Consider the following 22,562-nt stretch of genomic DNA (forward strand, 5'->3'; position numbering starts at 1 on the left):
CTGGCACAGAAGATCAAGCTGTCGACGATCGCGGATGCGCTCGGCGTGTCCACGGCCACGGTGTCGCTGGCGCTGCGCGACAGTCCGCTGGTCGCCGGCTCGACGCGCGACCGCATCAAGGAACACGCCCGCGCCATCGGCTATATCTACAACCGCCGCGCCGCCAGTCTGCGCACCTCGCGCTCGGGCATTGTCGGTGTCGTCGTGCACGACATCATGAACCCGTTCTTCGCCGAGATCCTGCGCTCGATCGAGAGCGAGCTCGACCGCAGCCGGCAAACCTTCATCCTGTCCAATCATTATGATCAGCTCGAAAAGCAGCGCACCTTCATCGATACGCTGCTGCAGCTCGGCGCCGACGGCGTCATCATGTCGCCGGCCATCGGCACGCCCGCATCAGATATCGTCATGGCCGAGGACAACGGCTTGCCGGCGGTGCTGATCGCACGCACCGTGGAGGGCGCCGACGTGCCGGTGTTTCGCGGTGACGATGCCTATGGCACGGGCCTCGCCACCAACCACCTGATCTCGCTCGGCCACAAGCGCATCGCCATGATTGGCGGCACCGACCAGACCTCGACCGGGCGTGATCGCTACCAGGGCTATGTCAATGCCATGGAGGCGGCGGGGCTTGAAGTCAGACCGTCCTGGCGCATTGCCGGCCCGCGTACCAAGCAAGCCGGCTTCGAGGCGGCCGGGCAGTTCCTGGCGCTGAAGGACAGACCGACCGCCGCCTGCTGCTGGAACGACCTCGTCGCCATCGGCCTGATGAACGGCATAGCGCGCGCCGGCCTGGTGCCGGGCATCGACATCTCCGTCACCGGCTATGACGATCTCGAGGAGGCGGCGATCGCAACACCGGCGCTGACCACCGTCTGGAACGGCCAGCGCGAGGTCGGTCGCCGCGCCGCCAGCGCGCTGCTCGACAAGCTCAACGGGCAGACGGTGCGGCCCTCGCAGGAATTGATCAAGCCGGAACTGCATGTGCGCCAGTCGACCGGCAAGCCGGTGGAGCGTGCATGACCAGGGCCAAGGATCTGCAAGCCGTTGCCATTTTGGTGCCGGCGGATTTCAGCGATCACGCCGTCGGGCGTATCCAACGGACCTTCAGGCGCGTCGGCATCGAGCGCGCCGATCCGGCGCTGGTCACCGAGGAGATGCGCGGCGCCGTGCGTGGCATCGCATCCTTTGCCGGCATCAGTGCGGCGATGATGGATGCGTTGCCCAATCTCGAACTCATCGCCTCCTTCGGCGTCGGCTATGATTCGGTCGACGTTCACCATGCGGCGGCGAAGAACATCATGGTCACCAACACGCCCGACGTCCTGACCGAGGAGGTCGCCGACACCGCGATCGGCCTGCTGATCAACACAATCCGCGACCTGCCGCGCGCCGAGACCTGGCTGCGTGACGGCAGCTGGGTGCGCAAGGGCAACTATCCGCTGAGCCGGCTGACCTTGCGCGCGCGCCGTGTCGGCATTTTCGGCATGGGCCGCATCGGCCAGGCCATTGCACGGCGGCTGGAGGCGTTCGGACTGCCGGTCGCCTATCACAATCGGCGTCGTGTCGAAGGTCTTGCCTACCAATATCACGCGACGCTGAAGGGCTTGGCCGAGGCAGTCGACACGCTGATTTCGGTGGCGCCCGGCGGTGCATCGACACAGAAAGCGGTCAATGCCGAAATCCTGTCGGCGCTCGGCGCGAACGGCGTCTTCGTCAACATCGGCCGCGGCAGCACCGTCGACGAGGCGGCCCTCGCGACCGCTCTCGCCGACGGCACCATCGCCGCAGCCGGGCTCGATGTCTTCGCCGACGAGCCGAATATCCCCAAGGCGTTGCTCGACTTGCCAAACACCTCTCTGTTGCCGCATGTCGGCTCGGCCTCGGAGCACACGCGCCGCGCCATGGCCGATCTGTGCGTCGACAATCTGGTGTCGTGGTTCAGCGAACGCCGGCCGCTGACACCGGTGCCCGAGACGGCGCATGTGAAGGCTCGCCCTTGAGCGGTGGCGCTGCCATCCCTATTAACGTCGGCTTAACCCTTTGAAATCATTTTTCATCCTGTATGCTGGATGAAGAATGATGAAAACGCTTTCCGCATTGATCGCCGCCGCCGCGCTGTTGGGCGGCATTCAACTGTTTCATGACGGCAGCGGGGAAAGCACTGCCAATGAGGCCACGCAGTCCAATGCTTACAGGCTGGTTGCCAATGGCGACGAGGGGGCCTGCGCGGTCACGCGCGGCGCCTCGGTCTCGGATGGCCTGTCGCTGTTGACCGTGGCTCCGAATTGCCGACGGCTCCTGCCGGGCCTCGAGCAGGCGAAATTCTGGCGCGAGCAAAACGACGGAACGGTCGCCTTCAGCGCCAACGGCATAGATCCGATCGTCACCTTCGCCGTGGCTGACGGCAACGGCTACGAATCCTACGCCCCGGCGCTGCCGTTGCTGTCGCTGGCATCAGACGGTGGCTTGAAGCGCGGAAACTGACTACTCAGCCGCGGCCCGTGCGCCGGCTTTCGCCGCCGCGTGCAAACGCACCGCATCACCGAAAGCGCGAAAAATCTTGGCGGAATTGCTGTCCGATTTGACCCAGTATTCGGGATGCCACTGGACGCCGACGGCGAAGGCGCGCGCGCCCTTGACCGAAACCGCTTCGACCGTGCCGTCGGCGGCGACAGCCTCGATCTCGAGCTTCGAGCCCAACCGGTCGATCGCCTGGCGATGCAAGGAATTGACCTTGATGTCGCCCGCGCCGAACACGCCGGCGAGGCAACTGCCTGGCTTGATCGAAATGGTCTGGTGAATGGCGAAGCGCTCATCCTGATTGTCGCTCACCGCCGCGCGGTGGTCCAGCGACCCCTCGCGCTCCTGGATCTCGGTGCCCAGCGTGCCGCCAAGCGCCACGTTCAGCTCTTGGATGCCACGGCAGATGGCAAGCAGCGGCACGCCGCGCTCGATCGCCTTGCGGATCAGCGGCAGCGTCGTGGAGTCGCGCGCGGTGTCATAGGGGCCATTGGCTTCGCTGGCATCGCCGCCATAGAGTGAGGGATCGACATTGGATTTCGAGCCGGTCAGCATGACGCCGTCGACCGACGACAGGAGTTCGTCGAAGTCCAGCCGGTCGCCGAACGAAGGCACGAGCAAGGGGAAAACGCCGGCACCTACGATTGCTGCTTCCAGATATTGTTGGGGCGCGGCATGCCAGGTGTAGTTGTCGAATTGACGGACGTCGGTCGATATGGCGACGAGCGGCTGCTGCATTTTGGGTCTGTTTTCCATCTGGCAAGGGATGTCCTGCCTTTAAAATAAGCGATCCCCGGGCATTTTTCCAGCCAAGTTTCGGCGTGCCGCATGGGCCAGGAAACTGCCTGTTAGACTATAGTTGCAGGATCGCGCGGCTTCGCCACCAAATCCGGCCGCGGTGCTGGACTCGACTCCTTGCCCGTGTATTGTTTCGTGCGAACCGATGCGGGGGCCGAGGATTTCCCGAACGTCGGTCTGTTGATCCAAAAGGGAGGAACTGCATGGATCGTCGTTCATTCATCCGCAAGGCCGGCGTCACCGGCGTCGGCGCAGCCGCGGCAGCGGCCACGCTCGCCGCACCGGCAATAGCCCAGTCCAATACCAAGGTGACATGGCGGCTGGCGTCCTCCTTCCCGAAGTCGCTCGACACCATCTATGGCGGGGCCGAAGTGTTCTCCAAGATGCTGTCTGAAGCCACCGACGGCAATTTCCAGATCCAGGTCTTTGCCGCGGGCGAACTCGTTCCCGGCCTGCAGGCCGCCGACGCCACCACGGCCGGCACGGTCGAGGCCTGCCACACGGTGGCATATTATTACTGGGGCAAGGATCCGACATGGGCGCTGGGTGCGGCGGTGCCCTTCTCGCTCAACGCGCGCGGCATGAATGCGTGGCACTACCATGGCGGCGGCATCGACCTGTTCAATGAGTTCCTCGCCACGCAAGGTCTGTTCGGCCTGCCGGGCGGCAACACCGGCGTGCAGATGGGTGGCTGGTTCCGCAAGGAGATCAACACCGTCGCCGACCTCTCCGGCCTCAAGATGCGCATCGGCGGCTTTGCCGGCAAAGTGGTGCAGAAGCTCGGCGTCGTGCCGCAGCAGATCGCCGGCGGCGACATCTACCCGGCGCTGGAAAAGGGCACTATCGACGCCGCTGAATGGGTCGGTCCCTATGACGACGAGAAGCTCGGCTTCTACAAGGTCGCGCCCTATTACTACTATCCAGGCTGGTGGGAGGGCGGCCCGACCGTCCACCTGATGTTCAACAAGGCGAAATACGACGAGCTTTCGCCGACCTACAAATCGCTGCTGCGCACGTGCGCCCAGGCCGCCGATGCCAACATGCTGCAGAAATACGACTACGTGAACCCTCCGGCGGTGAAGCGGCTGGTGGCCGGCGGGGCGAAACTGCGTCCGTTCAGCCAGGAGATCATGGCCGCGTGCTTCGAGAAGGCCAACGAGGTCTATGCCGAAATGGAAACCTCGAACGCGCCGTTCAAGAAGATCTGGGAATCGATCAAAGGCTTCCGCAAGGAGCACTATCTCTGGGCGCAGGTGGCCGAATACAACTACGACACCTTCATGATGGTCCAGCAGCGCAACAGCAAGCTGTAGGCGATCGCACTTTGTTTGTTCGAAGCCCCGGGGCTCTTCTGTCCCGGGGCTTTTCCTCAACGGCGACGGCAATTGCCAGACGCCCGAAGCCCGCGCCTCAGCCCAAACCCGGCACCGCCAGCACCTTCACTTCGCCTGGAGCCGGCGCGTTGGCGATCACCGCCGGCGCCTCTTCGAGCGTGACTTGCCTGGAAATCAGCTGGTCGATCTCGATGGCGCCCGACGCGATGAGCGCGGCGGCGCGGCGGTGTGTGTAGGGGTTGAGGAACGAGCCCAGCACCTTCAGCTCCCGGAACAACAGGTCGAAGGGCTCGAATTCCGCTTTCATGCCTTGCGGCGTCACGCCGACGATGACGACGGTGCCGCCGGCCCTTGCCAGCCGCATCGACTGCTCGACGGTCTCGCGCACACCGGCGCATTCGAACACGACGTCGACGCCGTCTGGCATCAGGCCGGTCGGACCGGCGATGGCATCGATCACATCGGCGGCTGTGGGGTCGACCGTCGCCGTCGCACCGAGTTCCCTGGCAAGCGCGCGCCGCGAGGCTTGCCTTGTCGACAGGATGATGGTGGTGGCCCCGGCAAGCCGCGCCAGTTGAACGGTGAGCAGGCCGATGACACCGCCGCCGAGCACGACAACCGAACTGCCTGGCTTGATCTCGGCAAGGTCGACGCCGTGCAGGCAGCAGCCGAGCGGCTCGCAGAAAGCGCCATGTGTCGGCTTCATATCCGCGGGAAGGACAAAGGCCTGTTTCTGCGGCATCACCACATAATCGGCAAAGCCGCCGTCGCGGTGGATGCCGATGGCGGTGAGATTGCTGCACAGATTGACGCGGCCGGCATGGCAGTGGCCGCAGCGTCCACAGGCGATGTTGGGATCGCCAGTGACCCGATCACCGACAGCAAAGCCTGAGACGGCGGTGCCGATCGCCTCGATGATGCCGGAGAATTCGTGCCCCGGCGTCACCGGCGGCCTGCAGGGAAACTCGCCGTGAAAAAGATGCCGGTCGGTGCCGCAGACACCGCAGGCCTCGATCCGCACCAGAAGCTCGTCCGGACCGGGGGCCGGCTTGGCGACCTCGCGCAGCGCGATGCTGCCCACTCTCTCCAGCCGCACGGCTTTCATGGCGTCTTCCCCTCCGATCTCAATTGAAATTCGGCGGCTGCGACAGGTCCGGCGTCGGCGTCGCCGGCTTGGCCGGCGGCGTATCGCCGAAATTTGGCGGTTGCGACAGGTCGGGCGTGCCGGGCGCCGCCGGTGCGCCACCGCCATTGGCAGGCGCGCCGCCACCTTCCGGCCTGCCAAGCGGCGACAGGCTGGGCATTTCCGGCACCTTGTAGTCGATCGTGCCGGAATCGACGGCCGCGCCCTTGTAGCGCATCACCATTTGCGGAAAGGCGATGGTCAGGCCGATCATGATGACCTGGATGCAGACGAACGGCACCGCGCCCCAATAGATCTGGCCCGTCGTCACCGGCGCGATCTTCTTGCCGGTCAAGCGATCGAGATAGGGCACGCGCGAGGCGACCGAGCGCAGGTAGAACAGCGCGAAACCGAACGGCGGATGCATGAAACTGGTCTGCATGTTGATGCCCAGAAGCACGCCGAACCAGATCAGGTCGATGCCGAGCTTGTCGGCGGCCGGCGCCAGCAGCGGCACGATGATGAAGGCGAGTTCGAAGAAATCGAGGAAAAACGCGAGGAAGAAGACGAGGATGTTGACGCCGATCAGGAAGCCGACTTCGCCGCCCGGCAGCGAGGTCAAGAGGTGCTCGACCCAGATCTGGCCGTTGACGCCGTAGAAGGTCAGCGAGAACACCCGCGCGCCGATCAGGATGAACAGCACGAAGGACGACAGCCGCGTCGTCGAGGCCAGTGCCTGCTTGACCACGTCCATCGACAGCCGGCCCTTCATCGCCGCCATCGCCAGTGCGCCGACAGCGCCCATGGCGCCGCCCTCGGTTGGGGTGGCGATGCCGAGGAAGATGGTGCCGAGCACCAGGAAGATCAGCGCCAGCGGCGGGATCAGCACGATCACGACCTGCTGCGCCAGCCGCGACATCATGTTGATGTTCAGGCCGCGGTCGAGAATCGCGACGACGTAGATGAAGATGACGCCGACGGCCGCGCCGAGAATGTCGGCATTGTCGCCATGAGCTGGCACTAGGTAACGGTAGGCCGCGTAAGCGATGGCCACGGCCGCTATCAACGCGATCAGCAAGGACACCACGCCATGGCCAAGTGTCCGCGCCTCGAGCGGCAGCGCCGGCATCGACTTTGGCCGGACGATCGACATGATCACGATGTAGAGCGTGTATAGGCCGGTCAGCACCAGGCCGGGGATCAGGGCGCCGGCATACATGTCGCCCACAGAGCGGCCGAGCTGGTCGGCGAGAACGATCAGCACCAGCGATGGCGGAATGATCTGGGCGAGCGTGCCCGACGCTGCGATGACGCCCGATGCGACCCGGCGGTCATAACCATAGCGCAGCATGATCGGCAGCGAAATCAGCCCCATGGCAATGACGGATGCCGCCACCACGCCGGTGGTCGCCGCCAGCAGCGCGCCGACGAAGATCACCGCATAGGCGAGGCCGCCGCGGATCGGTCCGAACAACTGGCCGATGGTGTCGAGCAGGTCCTCGGCCATGCCCGATCGCTCAAGCACGATGCCCATGAAAGTGAAGAACGGAATGGCCAGCAGCGTGTCGTTCGACATCACCCGGCTGCCGTAGAAATTGTCCGGCAGCGCATAGAGCAGCGGCCAGGCGAGATTGATCGCGCCGCCCGAATAGGGCGTCAAAAGCACGCCGATGAAGAAGAACATCAGGCCGTTGGCGGCGAGCGAAAAGGCAACGGGATAGCCGATCAGCATGAACAGGATCAGCGAGGCGAACATGATCGGCGCCATGTTCTGGGCGATGAACTCCATCACGAACGCACCTCTTCAGCGAGCGCCTTGGCTTCTTCAGCGAGCGCCTTGGCTTCGAGTTCAGCCTGTTCGTGCACGGAAATGAACGGGTTGGGATCGTCAATGATGCCGCGCATGATGGCGATCTTCTTGATGATCTCGGAAATGCCCTGCAGCGCGAGCAGGAAAAAGCCGACCAGCAGGATGGCCTTGGCCGGCCACACGATCAGGCCGCCGGCGTTGGTCGACATTTCACCGCTGTGGAACGACAGCGATACGTAGGGCACGAAATAGAACACCATCAGCGTCACGAACGGCATCAGGAAGAAGAGGTGGCCGAAGAGGTCGATCCAGTGCTGCAGGCGGCGTGAAAACAGGCCGTAGACGATATCGATGCGGATATGCTCGTTCTGTTTCAGCGTATAGGCGGCGGCCAGCATGAAGGCGGCGCCGAAGAGGTACCATTGCAGCTCGAGCCACGCGTTCGACGACGTGTCGAACACCTTGCGGATGACCGCGTTGGCCGCACTCACCAGGATCGCCAGCAGGATCAACCAGGATACCGATTTGCCGATGAACTCGTTCATACGATCGATCGTTCTGGATAGAGCGAGAAGCCCTGCCATGCATTCCTCCCTGATGCGGTGACGCGCGATCCCCCTTTTTTCGTCGCGCCGCCTGGCCCAACCGTATGCAGTGCGTGGCCCGGTTGGTCAACACGAGAAGGAAGGATGCAGGCCATCGGCTCTTGCGGCACGGTGGAAAACCGCAGCCTGACGACACGTCATGCAACCAAAGTCTGATGGGTTCAGACGACCTTGTCGGCGTCGCGGCCGGCGCCGATCAGGATCAGCATGGTCACCAGGAACAGATACATCCACGCATCGCGCCATTCGACCGGGAAATAGCCCGCCCACAGTGATTCGGCCATGCCGAAAGCGGCCGCGCCCAGCGCGGCCCTTGGCGGCGAGAGATAGCCGCCGACAGCCGTCACGAACAGGATCTTCAGGCCGTAGACCAGGCCGGAACCGAAGCTGACATTGCCGTAATAGAGACTGGCCATGACCCCGGCCAGCGCGGCGCAGAAGCCTCCGAACAGCACGGCGCGCCTAAACACGCCACGCACGTCGACGCCGCACAGGGCGGCGGCCCTGGGGTCGTCGGAGACGGCACGCCAGCACCGGCCGAAGTTTGAGTGGGCAAACGCCCATGTAGCGAGTGCGACCGCCGCCAGGACCACGACGCAGTCGAGCACCTGGATCAGCGTCAGCGTCGCCTTGAAACCGGAGCCTTCGGCGAAAACGATGGGCTCGGCCAGCATCGGCGGCAGCCACAGATCATGCGTGTCGGCCGCGATGCGGCTTGCTTCCGACAGGATGATCAGGATGCCGAGAGTCGTCACCACGATGGCATTGGGCGAGCGGTCGGCCAATGGTTCAAAGACGCTGCGTGACAAGACATGGCTGATGAGCGCGGCATAGAGGAACGCCGCGACAACGCCGAACAGCACCGAAGCCAGCAGCGTCAGCCACAGCACCTGATAGCCGAAGGCGACGCTCAGGATCATTGCCTGGCCGCAGAAGGCAAACAGCGCCCCATAGGCGAGGTTGGTGCGGTGCAGGATGCCATTAGTCAGCACGTAGCCGAAGGCAAGCAGGGCATAAAGCGCGCCCGAATGCAGCCCGTTCAGCACCTGCTGGAAGAAATAGAGCATGCTCGACAACACCACAATCATCCCGCCCAAGAGCGGATCGGACAGGAGCGGATCGGATAAAGGCGATCATACCGTGCGCCTCTGAGGTTTGCATCGCCGAATCTAACTTGTCAAATGCGATTTATCGGTTAGATTTTCGGGATGACAGTCGCCTGGACCCCACACCGCTTCGCCGGCGGCCTGCTTGCGCTCGACACGGCAAACACCGTCGTGCTGCGCGGCGATCCGGAGCGCACGTTCGACCGCTTCGACGATCCGGTCGAAATCGCCCGCTTCGCCGACGCGGCCAGCGGCTTTCGCGCCGTCGAGCTTGGCGACAGGCGGCTGGTGGTGTCCTCGCCGGCTGCAATCGCGCCCGTCGTGCTGTCGATCCGCGAGACGACCGACCGGCTGTTTCGAGGCGCGGTCTCGAAGGGCGCGGTCGCCACCGCCGACCTGCCTGAATTCCTGCGGGCCTGCGCCGACGGCCTGGTCGCCGGCCGGACCGAGATCGGGGCGCCGGGACGGCCATTCGGCGATCCGGCGACGCCGATCGCCTTCGAGGCGGCGCTGGCGGTTTCAGCCCTTTCACTGCTGCGCGGCGACACGGTCGCGAGGCTCAGGATTTGCCCCAACTGCACCTGGCTGTTCGTCGACAGAAGCCGCAATTCCAGCCGCCTTTGGTGCGACATGGCGGTGTGCGGCAACCGGCAGAAGGCAAGCCGTCACTACCGTCGCCGTATCGCGGCCAATGAGGTCAGGAATGCCTAGAATTCTTTCCCGCTTGATCGTTGTTGGCGTGGCGCTGGTAGCGGCGACGGCACTCGGCGCCTGTCGCGATACCGGCGGCGAGGGCAAGCTGTTCGAGGTTTCCGGCAAGATATTCATCTTCAATTACCGTCTCGCCAGGGCGACTTATGTCGTGACGCTGCGGCCCTTGCGGCCGATGGGCGAGGGTCAGGTGGCGGTCGCCAGTTTCCAGAATCCGGCCGGCGGCGCGCCCTTCGTGGTCGAACAGAAGATCTGGCCGAAGCTCGACAAGGTGAGCCTGGAAAGCCCGGCGCTCACCTGCGTCGTCAAGAACAAGCCCTATGCCATCGCCATCAGCATCAAGGGCGCCGACGGTGCCGTCTTGCAGACCATCGACACCACGCTGATGTCGACGGAAGACCAGTCCATCCTGCCCGACCGGCCGCTGGTCATCGACCAGCTCTACACGGCCAATCCCGATCTCGCCGGCCATCCCGACGGCAAGCTGCCGGGCGAGCCAAAGCCGAACTGCTCGAAAGCCGGCTGACGCCTTCCGACGGCATTGATTTCGCCCGGAATTTTTGTGCGCCTTCGCACTGTCGGCGCACCCTTTCATGCGCGGCCCAGCACCCGCCGGACTGTTTGTTGCGCGTTGGCTGGTCCTTTCGATTTTGTTTGACCTGTCTTGCAAGGGAAGAAAGGATGCGTCATCCGATCCCGACGTTGGCCGCTGCCCCGCGCGGCCTTCGCAGAGGAAATGCCTGATGACGCTGCATGATGTCGCGCTCGACGACAAATTCGATCTTGGTAAGGAGCGCATCTTCCTGTCCGGCGCGCAGGCGGTCATCCGCATGCTCCTGATGCAGCGCGAGCGCGACCGCCGCGCCGGCCTGAACACGGCAGGCTTTGTCTCGGGCTATCGCGGCTCGCCCCTCGGCGGCCTGGATATGCAGCTTTGGAAGGCGAAAAAGCAGCTCGGCGAGGCCGATATCGTTTTCCAGCCTGGCCTTAACGAGGAGCTTGCCGCCACCGCCTGCTGGGGTTCGCAGCAGACGGAACTGTTGGGCGAGGGTACCCATGACGGCGTGTTTTCGGTCTGGTACGGCAAGGGTCCGGGCGTCGATCGTTCAGGCGATGTGTTCCGCCACGCCAATCTCGCCGGCTCGTCTAGATATGGCGGCGTCCTCGCGCTCATGGGTGACGACCACATGGCCGAATCCTCGACCAATGCGCACGCCACCGAATTCCTCTTCGTCGACACCATGGTGCCGATCCTGAACCCGGCCGGAGTCCAGGAGATCATCGACTACGGCCTGTATGGCTTTGCCATGTCGCGCTTCGCCGGCACCTGGGCGGCGATCAAATGCGTCAAGGACAATATCGAATCGACAGCTTCGGTCGATGCCTCGCTTGAACGGTTGAACATCGTCGTCCCGGATTTCGACATGCCGCCGGGTGGTCTCAACATCCGCCACGAGATCGACATGCTCGGCCAGGAAGAGCGGTTGCATGAGCACAAGCGTGCCGCGGCCTCCGCCTTCATCCATGCCAATGGGCTAAACAGGATCGTCTATTCGGGCGGCCGCAATCCGAAGCTCGGCATCATCACGCTGGGCAAGAGCTATCTCGACGTCCGCCAGGCGCTGGAGGATATCGGCATCGACCAGGCGGAAGCCAACCGCATCGGCGTGCGGCTGTTCAAGGTCGGCTGCCCCTGGCCGCTCGACCTGCAGCACATCGCCGAGTTCGCGCGCGGTCTCGACACCATCGTCGTCGTCGAGGAGAAACGCTCGCTGATCGAGGTGCAACTGCGCGAAAGCCTTTATGGCACCGCGACGCAGCCGGTCATCGTCGGCAAGAGGGACGAGCGCGGCGACTGGCTGTTCCCGGCCAAGGGGGCGCTGGATCCCAACGAGATCGCCATTGCACTGGGCGAGAGGATCGTGAAGACCATCGGCCCGTCCGAAGAGATTTCGGCAAGGGTCGCGAAGTTGCGCCAGTTCCAGGCGATGCTGAAGGACGCTACCGACATCGGATCGCGCACGCCCTTCTTCTGTTCGGGCTGTCCGCACAATTCCTCGACCAAGGTGCCGGACGGCTCGATCGCCGCCGCCGGCATCGGCTGCCACTTCATGGCGCTCTGGATGGACCGCAACACGCTCGGCTTCACCGCCATGGGCGGCGAGGGCGCGCAATGGGTCGGCCAGGCGCCGTTCTCGAAGCGCGGCCACATCTTCCAGAATCTCGGCGACGGCACCTACAACCATTCGGGCACGCTGGCGATCCGCTTTGCCCTGTCGAGCGAAGCCAACATCACCTACAAGATCCTCTACAACGACGCCGTCGCCATGACCGGCGGCCAGCCGCATGAAGGCGGGCTGACCGTGGACATGATCGCCAGGCAGGTGCGGGCGGAGGGCGTCGACCGCATCGCCATCGTCACCGACGAGCCCGACAAATATGCCGGGAAGGCCGAGTTTCCGGCGGGCGCGACTATCCATCACCGCGACGACCTCGATCTCGTCCAGCGCGAGCTGCGCGAGGTCAAGGGCGTATCGATCCTGCTCTACGACCAGACCTGCGCTGCCGAAAAGCGCCGCCGCCGCAAGCGCGGCACTTTTCCCGATCCTGACAAGCGCGTCTTCATCAACGAACTGGTCTGCGAAGGCTGCGGCGATTGCGGCGTGCAGTCGAACTGCGTCTCGATCCAGCCGGTCGAGACCGAATTTGGCCGCAAGCGCAAGATCGACCAGTCGAGCTGCAACAAGGACTTCTCCTGCGTCAACGGCTTCTGCCCGTCCTTCGTCACCGTGCACGGTGCCAAGATCCGCAAGGCAGAAGGCCTGGCCGGCAAGACCGACCCGCTCGAAGACGTACCGACACCAGTGGAATTCCCGCTCGGCGTCGAGGGTTGGGCGGCGATTATCGACGGCGTCGGGGGCACCGGCGTCGTCACCGTCGGCGCCGTGCTCGGCATGGCGGCGCATCTGGAGGACAAGGGTTGCGGCATGATCGACATGGCCGGCCTCGCCCAGAAGGGCGGCTCTGTGTTCACCCATGTCCGCATCGCCCGCACACCGGAAGACATCAATGCCATCCGCGTTTCGGCGGGCAAGGCCGACCTCGTGCTCGGCTGCGATCTCGTCGTATCGGGGGCCAAGAAGGTGCTGACGGCGGTGCGCGAGGGCCATACGATCTTCCTTGCCAACACCGCCGAGATCATGCCGGGCGAATTTGCCCGATCGGCCGATTTCTCGCTGCCGGTCGAGCGCCTGAAGAAGGCGATCCGGTCCGCCGCCGGCGACGACAAGGCCCATTTCTTCGACGCCACCCGTACCGCCACCGCACTGTTCGGCAATTCGCTCGGCGCCAATATGTTCATGCTTGGCTTTGCCTTCCAGCACGGTGGTCTGCCGCTCTCGGCCGAAGCCGTTGAAAAGGCCATTGAATTGAACGGCGAAGCGGTGGCGATGAACATCGCCGCTTTCCAGTGGGGCCGCCGCGCCGCCCATCAGCCGGATTTTGTGCGCGGCCTCGTCGCCCAGCCGGGCTCAACCTTCGCCGACAAGACCGGGGACGCCGCGCCGGTCGCCGAGACGCTCGACGAGATCATCGCCCGCCGCGTCACTTTCCTCACGGCCTATCAGAACGCTGCTTACGGCAAGCGCTATGCCGACAGGATCTCGACGCTGCGAGCGGCGGAAACCAAGGCCATGCCGGGTTCGACGACCGTGACCGAGGCCGCCGCCAAAAGCCTGTTCAAGCTGATGGCGATCAAGGACGAATACGAGGTGGCGCGGCTCTACACCGACGGCTCCTTCGCCGCCGAGCTTGGCAAGCAGTTCCAGAGCTATGAGAAGCTCGAATTCCATCTCGCGCCGCCGATCATGGGGCGTCGCGGCAACGACGGCAAGCCGAGGAAATCGAGCTTCGGGCCTTGGATGATGAAGGGCTTTCGCCTGCTGGCGGCGATGAAGGGCCTGCGCGGCACGGCTTTCGACCTGTTCGGCTACACCGCCGAGCGGCGCACGGAACGGCAATTGCTGGCGCAGTACGAAGCCGATCTGCAGCTCGTGGCCAGCTCGCTGGCGCCGGGCAAAATCGAGGCCGCGGTAGCCCTGTCCTCGGTCCCGACGCTGATCCGCGGCTATGGCCATGTCCGGCGGGCAAGCGCCGAAAAGGCGGCGGGCGAGCGCCGCAGGTTGCTCGACCGTCTTGCGGCGGCACCGGCAAGGCCTGAACTCCAGGCCGCCGAGTGAGCAAAAAGCGCCCGAAAATCAGGCGTTTGAGCCCAAGCTAAAGGTTTTTTAATGGGACTATGCCAAGGCTGGGGCTCATTGGGCGCCAGTAATGGGCAGAACAAAAACCGATAACATCCCGGTGGATGTTTATATCCAGTTTGTGCGCTCGTTGTTCGACAACGCGCATATGCTGGTTATCGGCGCGCTTTGCCATGCCGTTATCAGCCTCATGGTGTACTGGCGCAACGGCCAACCCATCTTCTTGGTTCTCGCAGGCGCGCTGCTTGCCATCGGCGTCTGGCGCTACTTCAGCCTGCGGCGGTTCCACCGCTCGGGTGGCGGGATGCGCGACGCCGCCGATGCGACCAGGTGGGAGCGCGAATACATCCTGAAGGGAAGCCTTCAGGGGTTATTGCTGGGGTTCTTTTGCTTCATTTCCATCTATGTCTACTCGGATTCCTATGCCGAGATCGGCGCGCTGTCGGTAACGCTGTCCTCGCTGGTGACTGTCGTGGGCCGAAATTACGGCTCGCCGCGCATGGTCATGATCTTCGCGGTCACCTTCGTCGGGCCGATCGCCGCCGCCCTCATTCTCAGGTTCGACATTCCCTACGTCGTGCTTGGCCTGCTGATCATTCCGTTCATGTTCATCATCAAGGGCAGCGCCGACCATGTCCGCAACGTGCTGTTTTCGGCCGTTGTCGGACACAAGCAGGCGAGGCAGATCGCGCAGCGCTTCAATCGCGCCCTCAACACCATGTCGCATGGCCTCGTCATGCTCGGCCCCGATGGCAAGGTGGTCGTCGGCAATGCGGAAGCCGCCCGTCTGATGTCGCTCAAATCGCCGGACCAGTTGCTCGGACGGTCGATCCATTCGCTGCTCTTGCGCGGCGTCGCCGGCGGCATGCTCGCACCAAAGGACTGCCGCTATGTCGAGGCGCAGCTGACGCGCGCGTTGCGCGAAGGGCGCGACCGCAAGGTGCTGGTTTCCTTTTCCAACGGGCAGAACTTCGAATTTTCGGCGCGCGAGGGCAACCAGGAATTGGGCGTCATCACCTTCGAGGACGTCACGGCGCGTGTCGAAGCGGAGGAAAAGATCCGGTTCATGGCGCGCTACGACAACCTCACCGGCCTTCCGAACCGCGCCTATTTCCACGAACTGGTCGGCGAATTGATGGCCTCGGGCGACCGCGATCGCATGTGCGGCCTGGCCGTGGTCGACCTCGACGATTTCAAGAGCGTCAACGACACGCTCGGCCATCCTGTCGGCGATGGCCTGATCTACGCCGTCGCCGAGCGGCTGGCGGCCATTGCCGGACAAGGCCTTACCGTCAGCCGCTTCGGCGGCGACGAGTTCATGCTGTTCTTCGATCGCATTGATGATGAGAGCCATCTGGCGAGCCTGCTCGACCTGATTTTCGCCGAGCTGCAGGGAGAGGTCGACGTCGCGGGCCATGGGTTGCGGATTCAGGCCAGCGCCGGCGCGGTGCTGTCCAAGGTCGACGAAATCGATGTCGACGCCATGATCGTCAAGGCGGACCTGGCGCTCTACAAGGCCAAGGAACTGGGCAAGAACGGTTGGCGGCTGTTCGAGGCGGCGATGGACGCTGCGTTCCGCAACCGCCAGCTGATGAAGGCGGACCTGCGCACCGCCGTGGAAAGCAGGGACCTGCGGGTCGTCTATCAGCCGATCGTGGCGATGAACACCATGCGCATCGCCAGCTGCGAGGCGCTTTGCCGCTGGGATCATCCCGATCTCGGGCCGATTTCGCCCGGCATCTTCATTCCGCTTGCCGAGGAGATGGGCATCATTTCCGAGATCAGCACCTTCGTGCTGCATGCGGCTTGCAACGAATGCGCCAAATGGCCTGACCAGACCAGTGTCTCGGTCAATCTCTCGGCCAGGGATTTCCGCAGCCGGGACGTCATCCAGAAGGTGCGCGATGCCTTGGCGAACTCAGGGCTCCCCGCTAGCCGCCTGGAAATCGAAGTCACGGAAACCGCGCTGCTCGACGACAAGTCCTTGACCCGCCAATATATCGAGGAACTGAAGCAGCTCGGCGTCCGCATCGCCCTCGACGATTTCGGCACCGGCTATTCAAGTCTGAGCTATCTGCACAAGCTTCCACTCGACAAGATTAAGATCGACCGGTCGTTCGTGATGGACATCACCCACAATCCGCGCTCGCTCGAGCTGTTGAAGGGCGTCGTCGACCTGATCCGCATCCTCGGACTCTCCGTCACCATCGAAGGCGTGGAGACATTCGAGCAGCTCAAGATCCTCATGCAATCGGTGAAGCCGGATCTTGTCCAGGGCTTCCTTTTCGGCGCCGCGCTCAGCGCGTCGGGCATCGAAACCATGTCCAACGTGACCTGGCCCTTCGCTGCCGAATTGCGGCCGCTCAAGAAGCGCGCCACCACCTGACATCGTCATGAAGTCATTCGTCGAGGGCATGATGCTCCCGTGCTCGTTATTTACGATCTGTTAACGTTAATTTAGGGTAAACGCGAAAGCTCGCAATTTTGCTTCTTGTTCCTCCAGCGCTTCGCTATGGTCGCTTGTGCGGCGGTACGAGGGTCAAATGGACAATAAGTTGGTGAGTAGGCCGCTGGCGGCGGCTGCGGGCAGGGACAAGAATCGTCCCTCGGTGTTTACAGATCACATCATGGATGTTCTGGAGCACGTGGAGTATCGCCTTTGCGATGGCGCCGAGGATTTGGAAGCGATCTATAAGCTTCGCTACAATTCCTACCTTCACGCCGGCATGGTCAAATCAGATGCTTCCCACATGGTGAAGGACAGCTTCGACGATCTGCCCAATTCTTACCGCTTTGGCGTCTTCTTCGACGGCACGCTCGTCAGCACCATCAGAATTCACTACGCCAGCGCGAGGTATCCTGTTTCACCCAGCACCGATGTTTTCGGCGACGTGCTGTCACGGCGTCTGGCTTCTGGCGAGACGTTCGTCGACCCGAGCCGGTTCGCCGCCGATCTCGAGTGGTCGAGCAGCCTGCGGGTGCTGCCCTACATCACGTTGAGGCTGGCGGTGGTCGCCTGCAGCCATTTCAAGCCAACCTATTGCCTGACGGCGATCAAGGAAGAGCATTCCGCTTTCTATCACCGCATCTTCCGTTCCGAGCAGGCGGTGCCGCCGCGGAATTATCCCGGACTTACCGTTCCCGTGCATCTGTTCCAGTCGAAATGCTCCGAGAACATGCAGGCGACGCTGGATCGTTTCCCTTTCTTCAATTCCACGGCGTTCGAGCAGCGCATGCTTTTCCAACGCCCCAGGCGGGGCGAGTTGGCGCCTCTGACCATTTTGCCCACGGCCAAGTATTTCGAGGCGGCCTGACCCCACGCCATTTCCGGGCCTTATGCCTCCTGCGGGTCGATGGAGCTTTCCAGGCCTGACCGCGTTATGACTGGCGGCGTCGACGCGAGTTGATGCTTATCGCTTCTTGAAAGGACAACGACATGCATCTATCCCAGCTCGCGCTCGCGCCGCTGATCTCGCTGATCGCCGGCGTGCTGATCCTGATCATGCCGCGGCTGCTGAATTATATCGTCGCGCTCTATCTGATCATCGTTGGGCTGCTCGGGCTTTTTCCTCACCTTGCTGGCTGAGACGCTGGGCAGGCCTCGCGCAAAACCCATCCCTGCGGGCATCGGCCCGCCAGTTTCAATTTTCGCTTGAGGCAGTTGTCGGCTGCGATGCGGCAATAGCGCCATTGCTCTCCGCGCGGCTTTTCGGTATGTGCCTGAAAGATGTCTTCGAAGGGGTATTCCTATGGCTGAGCATACGCCGAGCGGTCCTGCAGAACTGGGCGCGAAGATGGACTATGCCGAGCATGACCGCACCTATGCGGGCTTCCTGGCGCTGGCCAAATATGGTTCGCTCTTCTGCGGTGCGCTTCTTCTGGCGATGGCTTTCGGCTTCTTCGCGGGCGGGTTCTTTTCTGCGCTGATCCTGTTCGTGCTTATTCTGGCCGTCGGCGCCTTCATTCTGCGATAGACCTTCCAAAAACCCTCTTGCGGTTGAAGTAGCCGGATATCCCGGCCGAAACTTCGCGCAGACGGGTTCCAGCCGAAAGGATCATGCGGTGGGACAGACGGTTTTCATCCCTCGTGAGCTCGATGCGAACGAGCCGCGCGTTGCCGCCTCGCCCGATACGGTGAAGCGGCTGGCGGGGCTGGGATTCGACATCATCGTCGAAGCCGGTGCCGGCACCCGCTCGCGCATCCCCGACGAGGAGTTTGCCAAGGCAGGCGCTGCCATCGGCAAGGCGGCGGATGTCGCCAAGGCCGATGTCGTGCTGAAGGTTCGCCGGCCAACGCATGCCGAGCTGAAGGGCTACAAAGCCGGCGCAGCGGTGATCGCCATTATGGATCCGTACGGCAACGATGCTGAAGTCGCGGCCCTTGCCAAAGCCGGCGTCACTGCCTTCTCGATGGAGTTCATGCCGCGCATCACCCGCGCGCAATCGATGGACGTGCTGTCCAGCCAGGCCAATCTTGCCGGCTACCAGGCGGTGATCGACGGAGCCGCCGAATATGACCGGGCGCTGCCGATGATGATGACGGCCGCGGGCACGGTGCCGGCCGCGAAGGTCTTCATCATGGGCGTCGGCGTCGCTGGCCTGCAGGCGATTGCCACGGCGCGCCGTCTCGGCGCGGTCGTCACCGCCACCGACGTTCGGCCCGCCGCCAAGGAACAGGTCGCCTCGCTCGGCGCAAAATTCCTGGCCGTCGAGGACGAGGAGTTCAAGGCCGCCGAGACCGCGGGCGGCTACGCGAAGGAAATGTCGAAGGAGTATCAGGCCAAGCAGGCGGCGCTCACCGCCGAACATATCGCCAAGCAGGACATCGTCATCACCACCGCGCTGATCCCAGGCCGGCCGGCGCCTAAGCTTGTCTCGGCGGCCATGGTTGCCTCGATGAAGCCTGGCTCGGTGATCGTCGACCTCGCCGTCGAGCGTGGCGGCAATGTCGAGGGTGCCGAGCCGGGCAAGATCGTCACCACCGCCAACAATGTGAAGATCGTCGGCCATCTCAACGTGCCGGGTCGCATCGCGGCGTCCGCCTCGCTGCTCTATGCCAGGAACCTGTTCGCATTCCTCGAGACGCTGGTCGACAAGACCACCAAGACGCTGGCCATCAACCGCGACGATGATCTGGTCAAGGCGACGATGCTGACCGATGGCGGCAAGGTCGTCCATCCGGCCTTCGCCAAGGCCGACCAGCAGCCTTATATCGAGCCGCCCGCGATCCCGGCCACGACCATGGTCGCCGATGCTTCGGCTGCGCCGAAGAAGTCATCGACCCGGAAGACCGCCGCATCCAAGTCACCCTCGCCGAAGCCGAAAGGGACCGCGTGATGGATCAGACCTTGCAGAAAGCCCTGGACCAGCTCGACCAGGCGAGTGCCGCCGTCAGGCTCGCGGTGCAGAACCTGGCCAATGCCCCGGGTGGCACTGAGGCCGCCGGTGACGCCGCGCACGCGCTGTCGGGCGGCGCCATCGACCCCTTCGTCTTCCGTTTTGCCATCTTCATCCTGGCGATCTTCGTCGGCTACTACGTCGTCTGGTCAGTGACCCCCGCACTGCACACGCCATTGATGGCGGTCACCAATGCTATTTCCTCGGTCATCGTCGTCGGCGCGCTGCTCGCCGTCGGCATAGCGGCCTCCGGCGTCGCCGCCGGCTTTGGCTTCGTCGCGCTGATGCTGGTCTCGGTCAACATCTTCGGCGGCTTCCTCGTCACCCAGCGCATGCTGGCCATGTACAAGAAGAAGGACAAGTAGAGCGCCATGAACGCCAGCTTCGCGTCCTTCCTCTATCTGGTTTCCGGCGTCCTGTTCATCATGGCGTTGCGCGGCCTGTCACACCCGACCACCAGCCGCCAGGGCAATCTCTACGGCATGATCGGCATGGGCATCGCCATTGCCACCACATTGGCGCTGGCAGTCCCGTTGGTCCCGTCGGCCGGCCGCTACGGTCTGATCGTGCTCGGTCTCGCCATCGGCGGCGGCGTCGGCGCCGTGACCGCGCGCCGCATCGCCATGACCTCGATGCCGCAGCTGGTCGCCGCTTTCCACAGCCTCGTCGGTCTCGCCGCCGTCATGGTCGCGGCCGCGGCCATCTACGCGCCCGAAAGCTTCGGCATCGGTACTATGGGCGACATCCATGCCCAGGCCCTGATCGAGATGAGCCTGGGCGTCGCCATCGGCGCCGTCACCTTCACCGGCTCGGTCATCGCCTTCCTGAAGCTCGATGGCCGCATGTCGGGCAAGCCGATCATGATCGGCGGCCGCCATTTCATCAATGCCGCGCTTGGCGTGGCCCTGATTATGCTGATCGTGCTGCTGGTCACCACGGAATCGAAGCTGGTCTTTTGGCTTATCGTCGCCGCCTCGCTGGTGCTCGGCATCCTCCTGATCATCCCGATCGGCGGCGCCGACATGCCGGTCGTCGTCTCAATGCTGAATTCCTATTCGGGCTGGGCAGCGGCCGCACTCGGCTTCACGCTCGGCAATCTGGCGCTGATCATCACCGGCGCGCTGGTCGGCTCGTCGGGCGCGATCCTGTCCTACATCATGTGCAAGGGCATGAACCGAAGCTTCATCTCGGTCATCCTCGGTGGCTTCGGCGGCGAAACGGCGGCTGCCGCCGATGACGGCATCGAGCGCACGGTCAAGCAGGGTTCGGCCGACGACGCCGCCTATCTGATGATGAACGCGCAGAAGGTCATCATCGTGCCGGGTTACGGCATGGCGGTCGCCCAGGCGCAGCACGCGCTGCGTGAAATGGCCGACAAGCTCAAGGCCAATGGCGTCGACGTCAAATACGCCATCCACCCGGTCGCCGGCCGTATGCCTGGCCATATGAACGTGCTGCTCGCCGAAGCCAACGTGCCTTACGACGAAGTGTTCGAGCTCGAGGACATCAACTCGGAGTTTGCCCAGGCCGACGTCGCCTATGTCATCGGCGCCAACGATGTCACCAACCCGTCCGCGCGTGATGACAAGAGCAGTCCGATCTACGGCATGCCGATCCTCGACGTCGACAAGGCGCGCACCTGCCTGTTCGTCAAGCGCTCGCTCGGTTCCGGCTATGCCGGCATCGACAACACGCTGTTCTACAAGGACGGCACCATGATGCTACTCGGCGACGCCAAGAAGATGACCGAGGAAATCGTCAAGGCCATGGATCACTGACCGGGCGGCCTTGACCGTCGAATAGAAAGAGCCCGGTCGATGCCGGGCTCTGCGATTCTGGCGTGGTGCTGCGTTCAACCGTTGGTCAGGAAGACCGCTTCCTCTTCATCGCGCTGCCGGCCGCCGAGCGCGGCGGCCGCACTGGCGATGAAAGCGCCGATGACCAGCGACAAGGCGCCGAGGAGCGCAAAGGTGGCGCTTGCCTTCCTTGCCGTGTCGGCCGTCTGTTTTGCCTTGACCTTCGCGTCCTGCGCCTTCGCCAGCACCGTGTCGACACGCGTCTTGGCGTCTGCCTCGGAAAGACCGGTGCGCGCGGCGACCAATTGGGCAAGATAGGTCTTGTCTTCCGCGGGGACCTCGCCCGCGACGGCACCGGCGATCAGGATGCGCGAGGCCTGCGCGGCCGCGGCCGCTTCGTCGCCTGGATTGGCGGTCGCGAGCTTGGCCGGATCGGCCGGGCGGAACAGCGAATCCACCAGATAGGACGTCGCATTATCGGCCGAGGTGGCGCTGGCATTGGCGGAGGCACCGGCCGATGCACCCATGGCGGCTCCCGAGGCCACGGTGGACGCGGCCTGGACGCCTGAACCAATCGCGGCGGAAAGCGCCGAGCCGAGCACGCCGACGACCAGCAAGGTGGCCAATGCCCAGGCGAGGAAGCCGTGCGCGGTGTCGCGGAAATAGACCTCGTCGGTGTGGATGCCGACCCATTTGGTGCGCAACCGGCCCGCGAGGTAGCCGCCGACGCCCGACGACAGCCATTGCACGATGATAAGCCAGATGGCGGTCGATACCGCGAAAGTGGTGGCCGATGCACCAGAACCCGACCATGGCGAGACCATGCTCAATCCAAGGCCCGAGCCGAGCAGCATGAGGATGAACGTCAGCGTCGAGGCCGCGAAGGCGCCGGCAATGATCGGTCCCCAGCTGACGGCGGTGGAGGACGATTCCGTTGAAGCTGATACGTCGACAGCCGATAGGGTGGCGGACTGCATAGCGGCCCCCTATCGCATGAAAAGCATGAGAAGAATGATGATTGGAATCGGAACTCCGAGCAACCAGAGTAGAATGCCGCGTCCCATGAAAGCCTCCTGCAAGAAATTGTGATCGACAACGTC

At 63.6% G+C, this 22,562-nt stretch carries 20 protein-coding genes; 14 read left to right on the forward strand and 6 right to left on the reverse strand.

Going from position 1 to position 22,562, the window contains the following annotated elements; all coding sequences use genetic code 11:
• From FJ434_RS04415 to FJ434_RS04425, 3 genes are all read left to right on the forward strand, one after another.
• On the forward strand, window positions 1-1,023 hold the full coding sequence (locus FJ434_RS04415; RefSeq protein ID WP_140506730.1) for a LacI family DNA-binding transcriptional regulator: 1,023 nt from the start codon (window positions 1-3) through the stop codon (window positions 1,021-1,023).
• A complete protein-coding gene (locus FJ434_RS04420; RefSeq protein ID WP_140748985.1) occupies window positions 1,020-2,003 on the forward strand; it encodes a 2-hydroxyacid dehydrogenase in 984 nt (327 codons plus the stop codon). Before FJ434_RS04415 ends, FJ434_RS04420 begins: the two co-directional genes overlap by 4 nt.
• A gap of 79 nt (window positions 2,004-2,082) precedes the next feature.
• The gene (locus tag FJ434_RS04425) at window positions 2,083-2,487 is read left to right on the forward strand and encodes a hypothetical protein (RefSeq protein ID WP_181165950.1); all 405 of its coding nucleotides are present in this window, start codon (window positions 2,083-2,085) and stop codon (window positions 2,485-2,487) included.
• Here FJ434_RS04425 and FJ434_RS04430 read toward each other — a convergent pair whose 3' ends face one another.
• Entirely contained in the window at window positions 2,488-3,261 is a 774-nt protein-coding gene (locus FJ434_RS04430; RefSeq protein WP_140748988.1) for a gamma-glutamyl-gamma-aminobutyrate hydrolase family protein, read from the reverse strand.
• Between the two features lie 263 nt (window positions 3,262-3,524).
• Between FJ434_RS04430 and FJ434_RS04435 the strand changes: the two genes are divergently transcribed.
• Entirely contained in the window at window positions 3,525-4,634 is a 1,110-nt protein-coding gene (locus FJ434_RS04435; protein ID WP_140716379.1) for a TRAP transporter substrate-binding protein, read from the forward strand.
• A 97-nt stretch (window positions 4,635-4,731) separates the two neighbouring features.
• Here the strand turns inward: FJ434_RS04435 and FJ434_RS04440 are convergent, their stop codons facing one another.
• The 4 genes from FJ434_RS04440 to FJ434_RS04455 all read right to left on the reverse strand — a co-directional run bounded on the left by FJ434_RS04440 (window position 4,732) and on the right by FJ434_RS04455 (window position 9,260).
• On the reverse strand, window positions 4,732-5,760 hold the full coding sequence (locus FJ434_RS04440; protein WP_140506722.1) for a zinc-dependent alcohol dehydrogenase family protein: 1,029 nt from the start codon (window positions 5,758-5,760) through the stop codon (window positions 4,732-4,734).
• Window positions 5,761-5,779: 19 nt separating this feature from the next.
• A complete protein-coding gene (locus FJ434_RS04445) occupies window positions 5,780-7,567 on the reverse strand; it encodes a TRAP transporter large permease subunit (RefSeq protein WP_140749036.1) in 1,788 nt (595 codons plus the stop codon).
• Window positions 7,567-8,172, reverse strand: a complete 606-nt coding sequence (locus tag FJ434_RS04450; protein WP_140716383.1) for a TRAP transporter small permease subunit — start codon at window positions 8,170-8,172, stop codon at window positions 7,567-7,569. The genes FJ434_RS04445 and FJ434_RS04450 overlap by 1 nt, the downstream gene beginning before the upstream one ends.
• Window positions 8,173-8,354: 182 nt before the next feature.
• Window positions 8,355-9,260, reverse strand: a complete 906-nt coding sequence (locus FJ434_RS04455; protein WP_140749039.1) for a branched-chain amino acid ABC transporter permease — start codon at window positions 9,258-9,260, stop codon at window positions 8,355-8,357.
• Window positions 9,261-9,401: 141 nt separating this feature from the next.
• Here FJ434_RS04455 and FJ434_RS04460 point away from each other — a divergent pair, with 141 nt between their 5' ends.
• From FJ434_RS04460 to FJ434_RS04505, 10 genes are all read left to right on the forward strand, one after another.
• Window positions 9,402-10,010: a CGNR zinc finger domain-containing protein gene (locus FJ434_RS04460; RefSeq protein WP_140748991.1), complete on the forward strand. Its 609-nt coding sequence runs from the start codon at window positions 9,402-9,404 to the stop codon at window positions 10,008-10,010.
• The gene (locus tag FJ434_RS04465) at window positions 10,003-10,536 is read left to right on the forward strand and encodes a hypothetical protein (RefSeq protein WP_181165951.1); all 534 of its coding nucleotides are present in this window, start codon (window positions 10,003-10,005) and stop codon (window positions 10,534-10,536) included. The genes FJ434_RS04460 and FJ434_RS04465 overlap by 8 nt, the downstream gene beginning before the upstream one ends.
• A gap of 217 nt (window positions 10,537-10,753) precedes the next feature.
• Window positions 10,754-14,248 (forward strand): indolepyruvate ferredoxin oxidoreductase family protein, encoded by a 3,495-nt coding sequence (locus tag FJ434_RS04470; RefSeq protein WP_140748997.1) that lies wholly within the window; start codon window positions 10,754-10,756, stop codon window positions 14,246-14,248.
• 91 nt (window positions 14,249-14,339) lie between these two features.
• Window positions 14,340-16,655 carry an EAL domain-containing protein gene (locus FJ434_RS04475; RefSeq protein ID WP_140749000.1) on the forward strand — a complete coding sequence of 772 codons (2,316 nt, stop codon included), beginning with the start codon at window positions 14,340-14,342 and terminating at the stop codon, window positions 16,653-16,655.
• A 157-nt stretch (window positions 16,656-16,812) separates the two neighbouring features.
• Complete coding sequence (locus tag FJ434_RS04480) at window positions 16,813-17,583, forward strand: hypothetical protein (RefSeq protein ID WP_027142815.1); 771 nt, start codon at window positions 16,813-16,815, stop codon at window positions 17,581-17,583.
• 122 nt (window positions 17,584-17,705) lie between these two features.
• Window positions 17,706-17,855 (forward strand): DUF3096 domain-containing protein, encoded by a 150-nt coding sequence (locus tag FJ434_RS04485; protein WP_140749003.1) that lies wholly within the window; start codon window positions 17,706-17,708, stop codon window positions 17,853-17,855.
• Between the two features lie 163 nt (window positions 17,856-18,018).
• Window positions 18,019-18,243: an aa3-type cytochrome c oxidase subunit IV gene (locus FJ434_RS04490; RefSeq protein ID WP_027142816.1), complete on the forward strand. Its 225-nt coding sequence runs from the start codon at window positions 18,019-18,021 to the stop codon at window positions 18,241-18,243.
• An 88-nt stretch (window positions 18,244-18,331) separates the two neighbouring features.
• Window positions 18,332-19,606 (forward strand): Re/Si-specific NAD(P)(+) transhydrogenase subunit alpha, encoded by a 1,275-nt coding sequence (locus FJ434_RS04495; RefSeq protein ID WP_140749006.1) that lies wholly within the window; start codon window positions 18,332-18,334, stop codon window positions 19,604-19,606.
• On the forward strand, window positions 19,603-20,031 hold the full coding sequence (locus FJ434_RS04500) for an NAD(P) transhydrogenase subunit alpha (protein ID WP_027142818.1): 429 nt from the start codon (window positions 19,603-19,605) through the stop codon (window positions 20,029-20,031). Before FJ434_RS04495 ends, FJ434_RS04500 begins: the two co-directional genes overlap by 4 nt.
• Before the next feature lie 6 nt (window positions 20,032-20,037).
• Window positions 20,038-21,444, forward strand: coding sequence for an NAD(P)(+) transhydrogenase (Re/Si-specific) subunit beta (locus FJ434_RS04505; protein WP_140749009.1), 1,407 nt, complete (start codon window positions 20,038-20,040; stop codon window positions 21,442-21,444).
• A gap of 74 nt (window positions 21,445-21,518) precedes the next feature.
• On the opposite strand, the gene FJ434_RS04510 is transcribed toward FJ434_RS04505, so the two are convergent.
• Complete coding sequence (locus FJ434_RS04510; RefSeq protein ID WP_140749012.1) at window positions 21,519-22,439, reverse strand: hypothetical protein; 921 nt, start codon at window positions 22,437-22,439, stop codon at window positions 21,519-21,521.
• Window positions 22,440-22,562 lie beyond the last annotated feature (123 nt).

The sequence above is a fragment of the Mesorhizobium sp. B2-5-13 genome, assembly GCF_006440535.1.
Lineage (GTDB): Bacteria > Pseudomonadota > Alphaproteobacteria > Rhizobiales > Rhizobiaceae > Mesorhizobium > Mesorhizobium salmacidum.

Coding starts and splice junctions, on each gene's coding strand:
- FJ434_RS04445 (WP_140749036.1), bottom strand. CDS start 7,567: ATGGAGTTCATCGCCCAGAACATGGCGCCGATCATGTTCGCCTCGCTG.
- FJ434_RS04490 (WP_027142816.1), top strand. CDS start 18,019: ATGGCTGAGCATACGCCGAGCGGTCCTGCAGAACTGGGCGCGAAGATG.
- FJ434_RS04475 (WP_140749000.1), top strand. CDS start 14,340: ATGGGCAGAACAAAAACCGATAACATCCCGGTGGATGTTTATATCCAG.
- FJ434_RS04420 (WP_140748985.1), top strand. CDS start 1,020: ATGACCAGGGCCAAGGATCTGCAAGCCGTTGCCATTTTGGTGCCGGCG.
- FJ434_RS04480 (WP_027142815.1), top strand. CDS start 16,813: ATGGACAATAAGTTGGTGAGTAGGCCGCTGGCGGCGGCTGCGGGCAGG.
- FJ434_RS04425 (WP_181165950.1), top strand. CDS start 2,083: ATGAAAACGCTTTCCGCATTGATCGCCGCCGCCGCGCTGTTGGGCGGC.
- FJ434_RS04465 (WP_181165951.1), top strand. CDS start 10,003: ATGCCTAGAATTCTTTCCCGCTTGATCGTTGTTGGCGTGGCGCTGGTA.
- FJ434_RS04460 (WP_140748991.1), top strand. CDS start 9,402: ATGACAGTCGCCTGGACCCCACACCGCTTCGCCGGCGGCCTGCTTGCG.
- FJ434_RS04470 (WP_140748997.1), top strand. CDS start 10,754: ATGACGCTGCATGATGTCGCGCTCGACGACAAATTCGATCTTGGTAAG.
- FJ434_RS04450 (WP_140716383.1), bottom strand. CDS start 8,172: ATGGCAGGGCTTCTCGCTCTATCCAGAACGATCGATCGTATGAACGAG.
- FJ434_RS04435 (WP_140716379.1), top strand. CDS start 3,525: ATGGATCGTCGTTCATTCATCCGCAAGGCCGGCGTCACCGGCGTCGGC.
- FJ434_RS04505 (WP_140749009.1), top strand. CDS start 20,038: ATGAACGCCAGCTTCGCGTCCTTCCTCTATCTGGTTTCCGGCGTCCTG.
- FJ434_RS04455 (WP_140749039.1), bottom strand. CDS start 9,260: ATGCTCTATTTCTTCCAGCAGGTGCTGAACGGGCTGCATTCGGGCGCG.
- FJ434_RS04510 (WP_140749012.1), bottom strand. CDS start 22,439: ATGCAGTCCGCCACCCTATCGGCTGTCGACGTATCAGCTTCAACGGAA.
- FJ434_RS04485 (WP_140749003.1), top strand. CDS start 17,706: ATGCATCTATCCCAGCTCGCGCTCGCGCCGCTGATCTCGCTGATCGCC.
- FJ434_RS04440 (WP_140506722.1), bottom strand. CDS start 5,760: ATGAAAGCCGTGCGGCTGGAGAGAGTGGGCAGCATCGCGCTGCGCGAG.
- FJ434_RS04430 (WP_140748988.1), bottom strand. CDS start 3,261: ATGCAGCAGCCGCTCGTCGCCATATCGACCGACGTCCGTCAATTCGAC.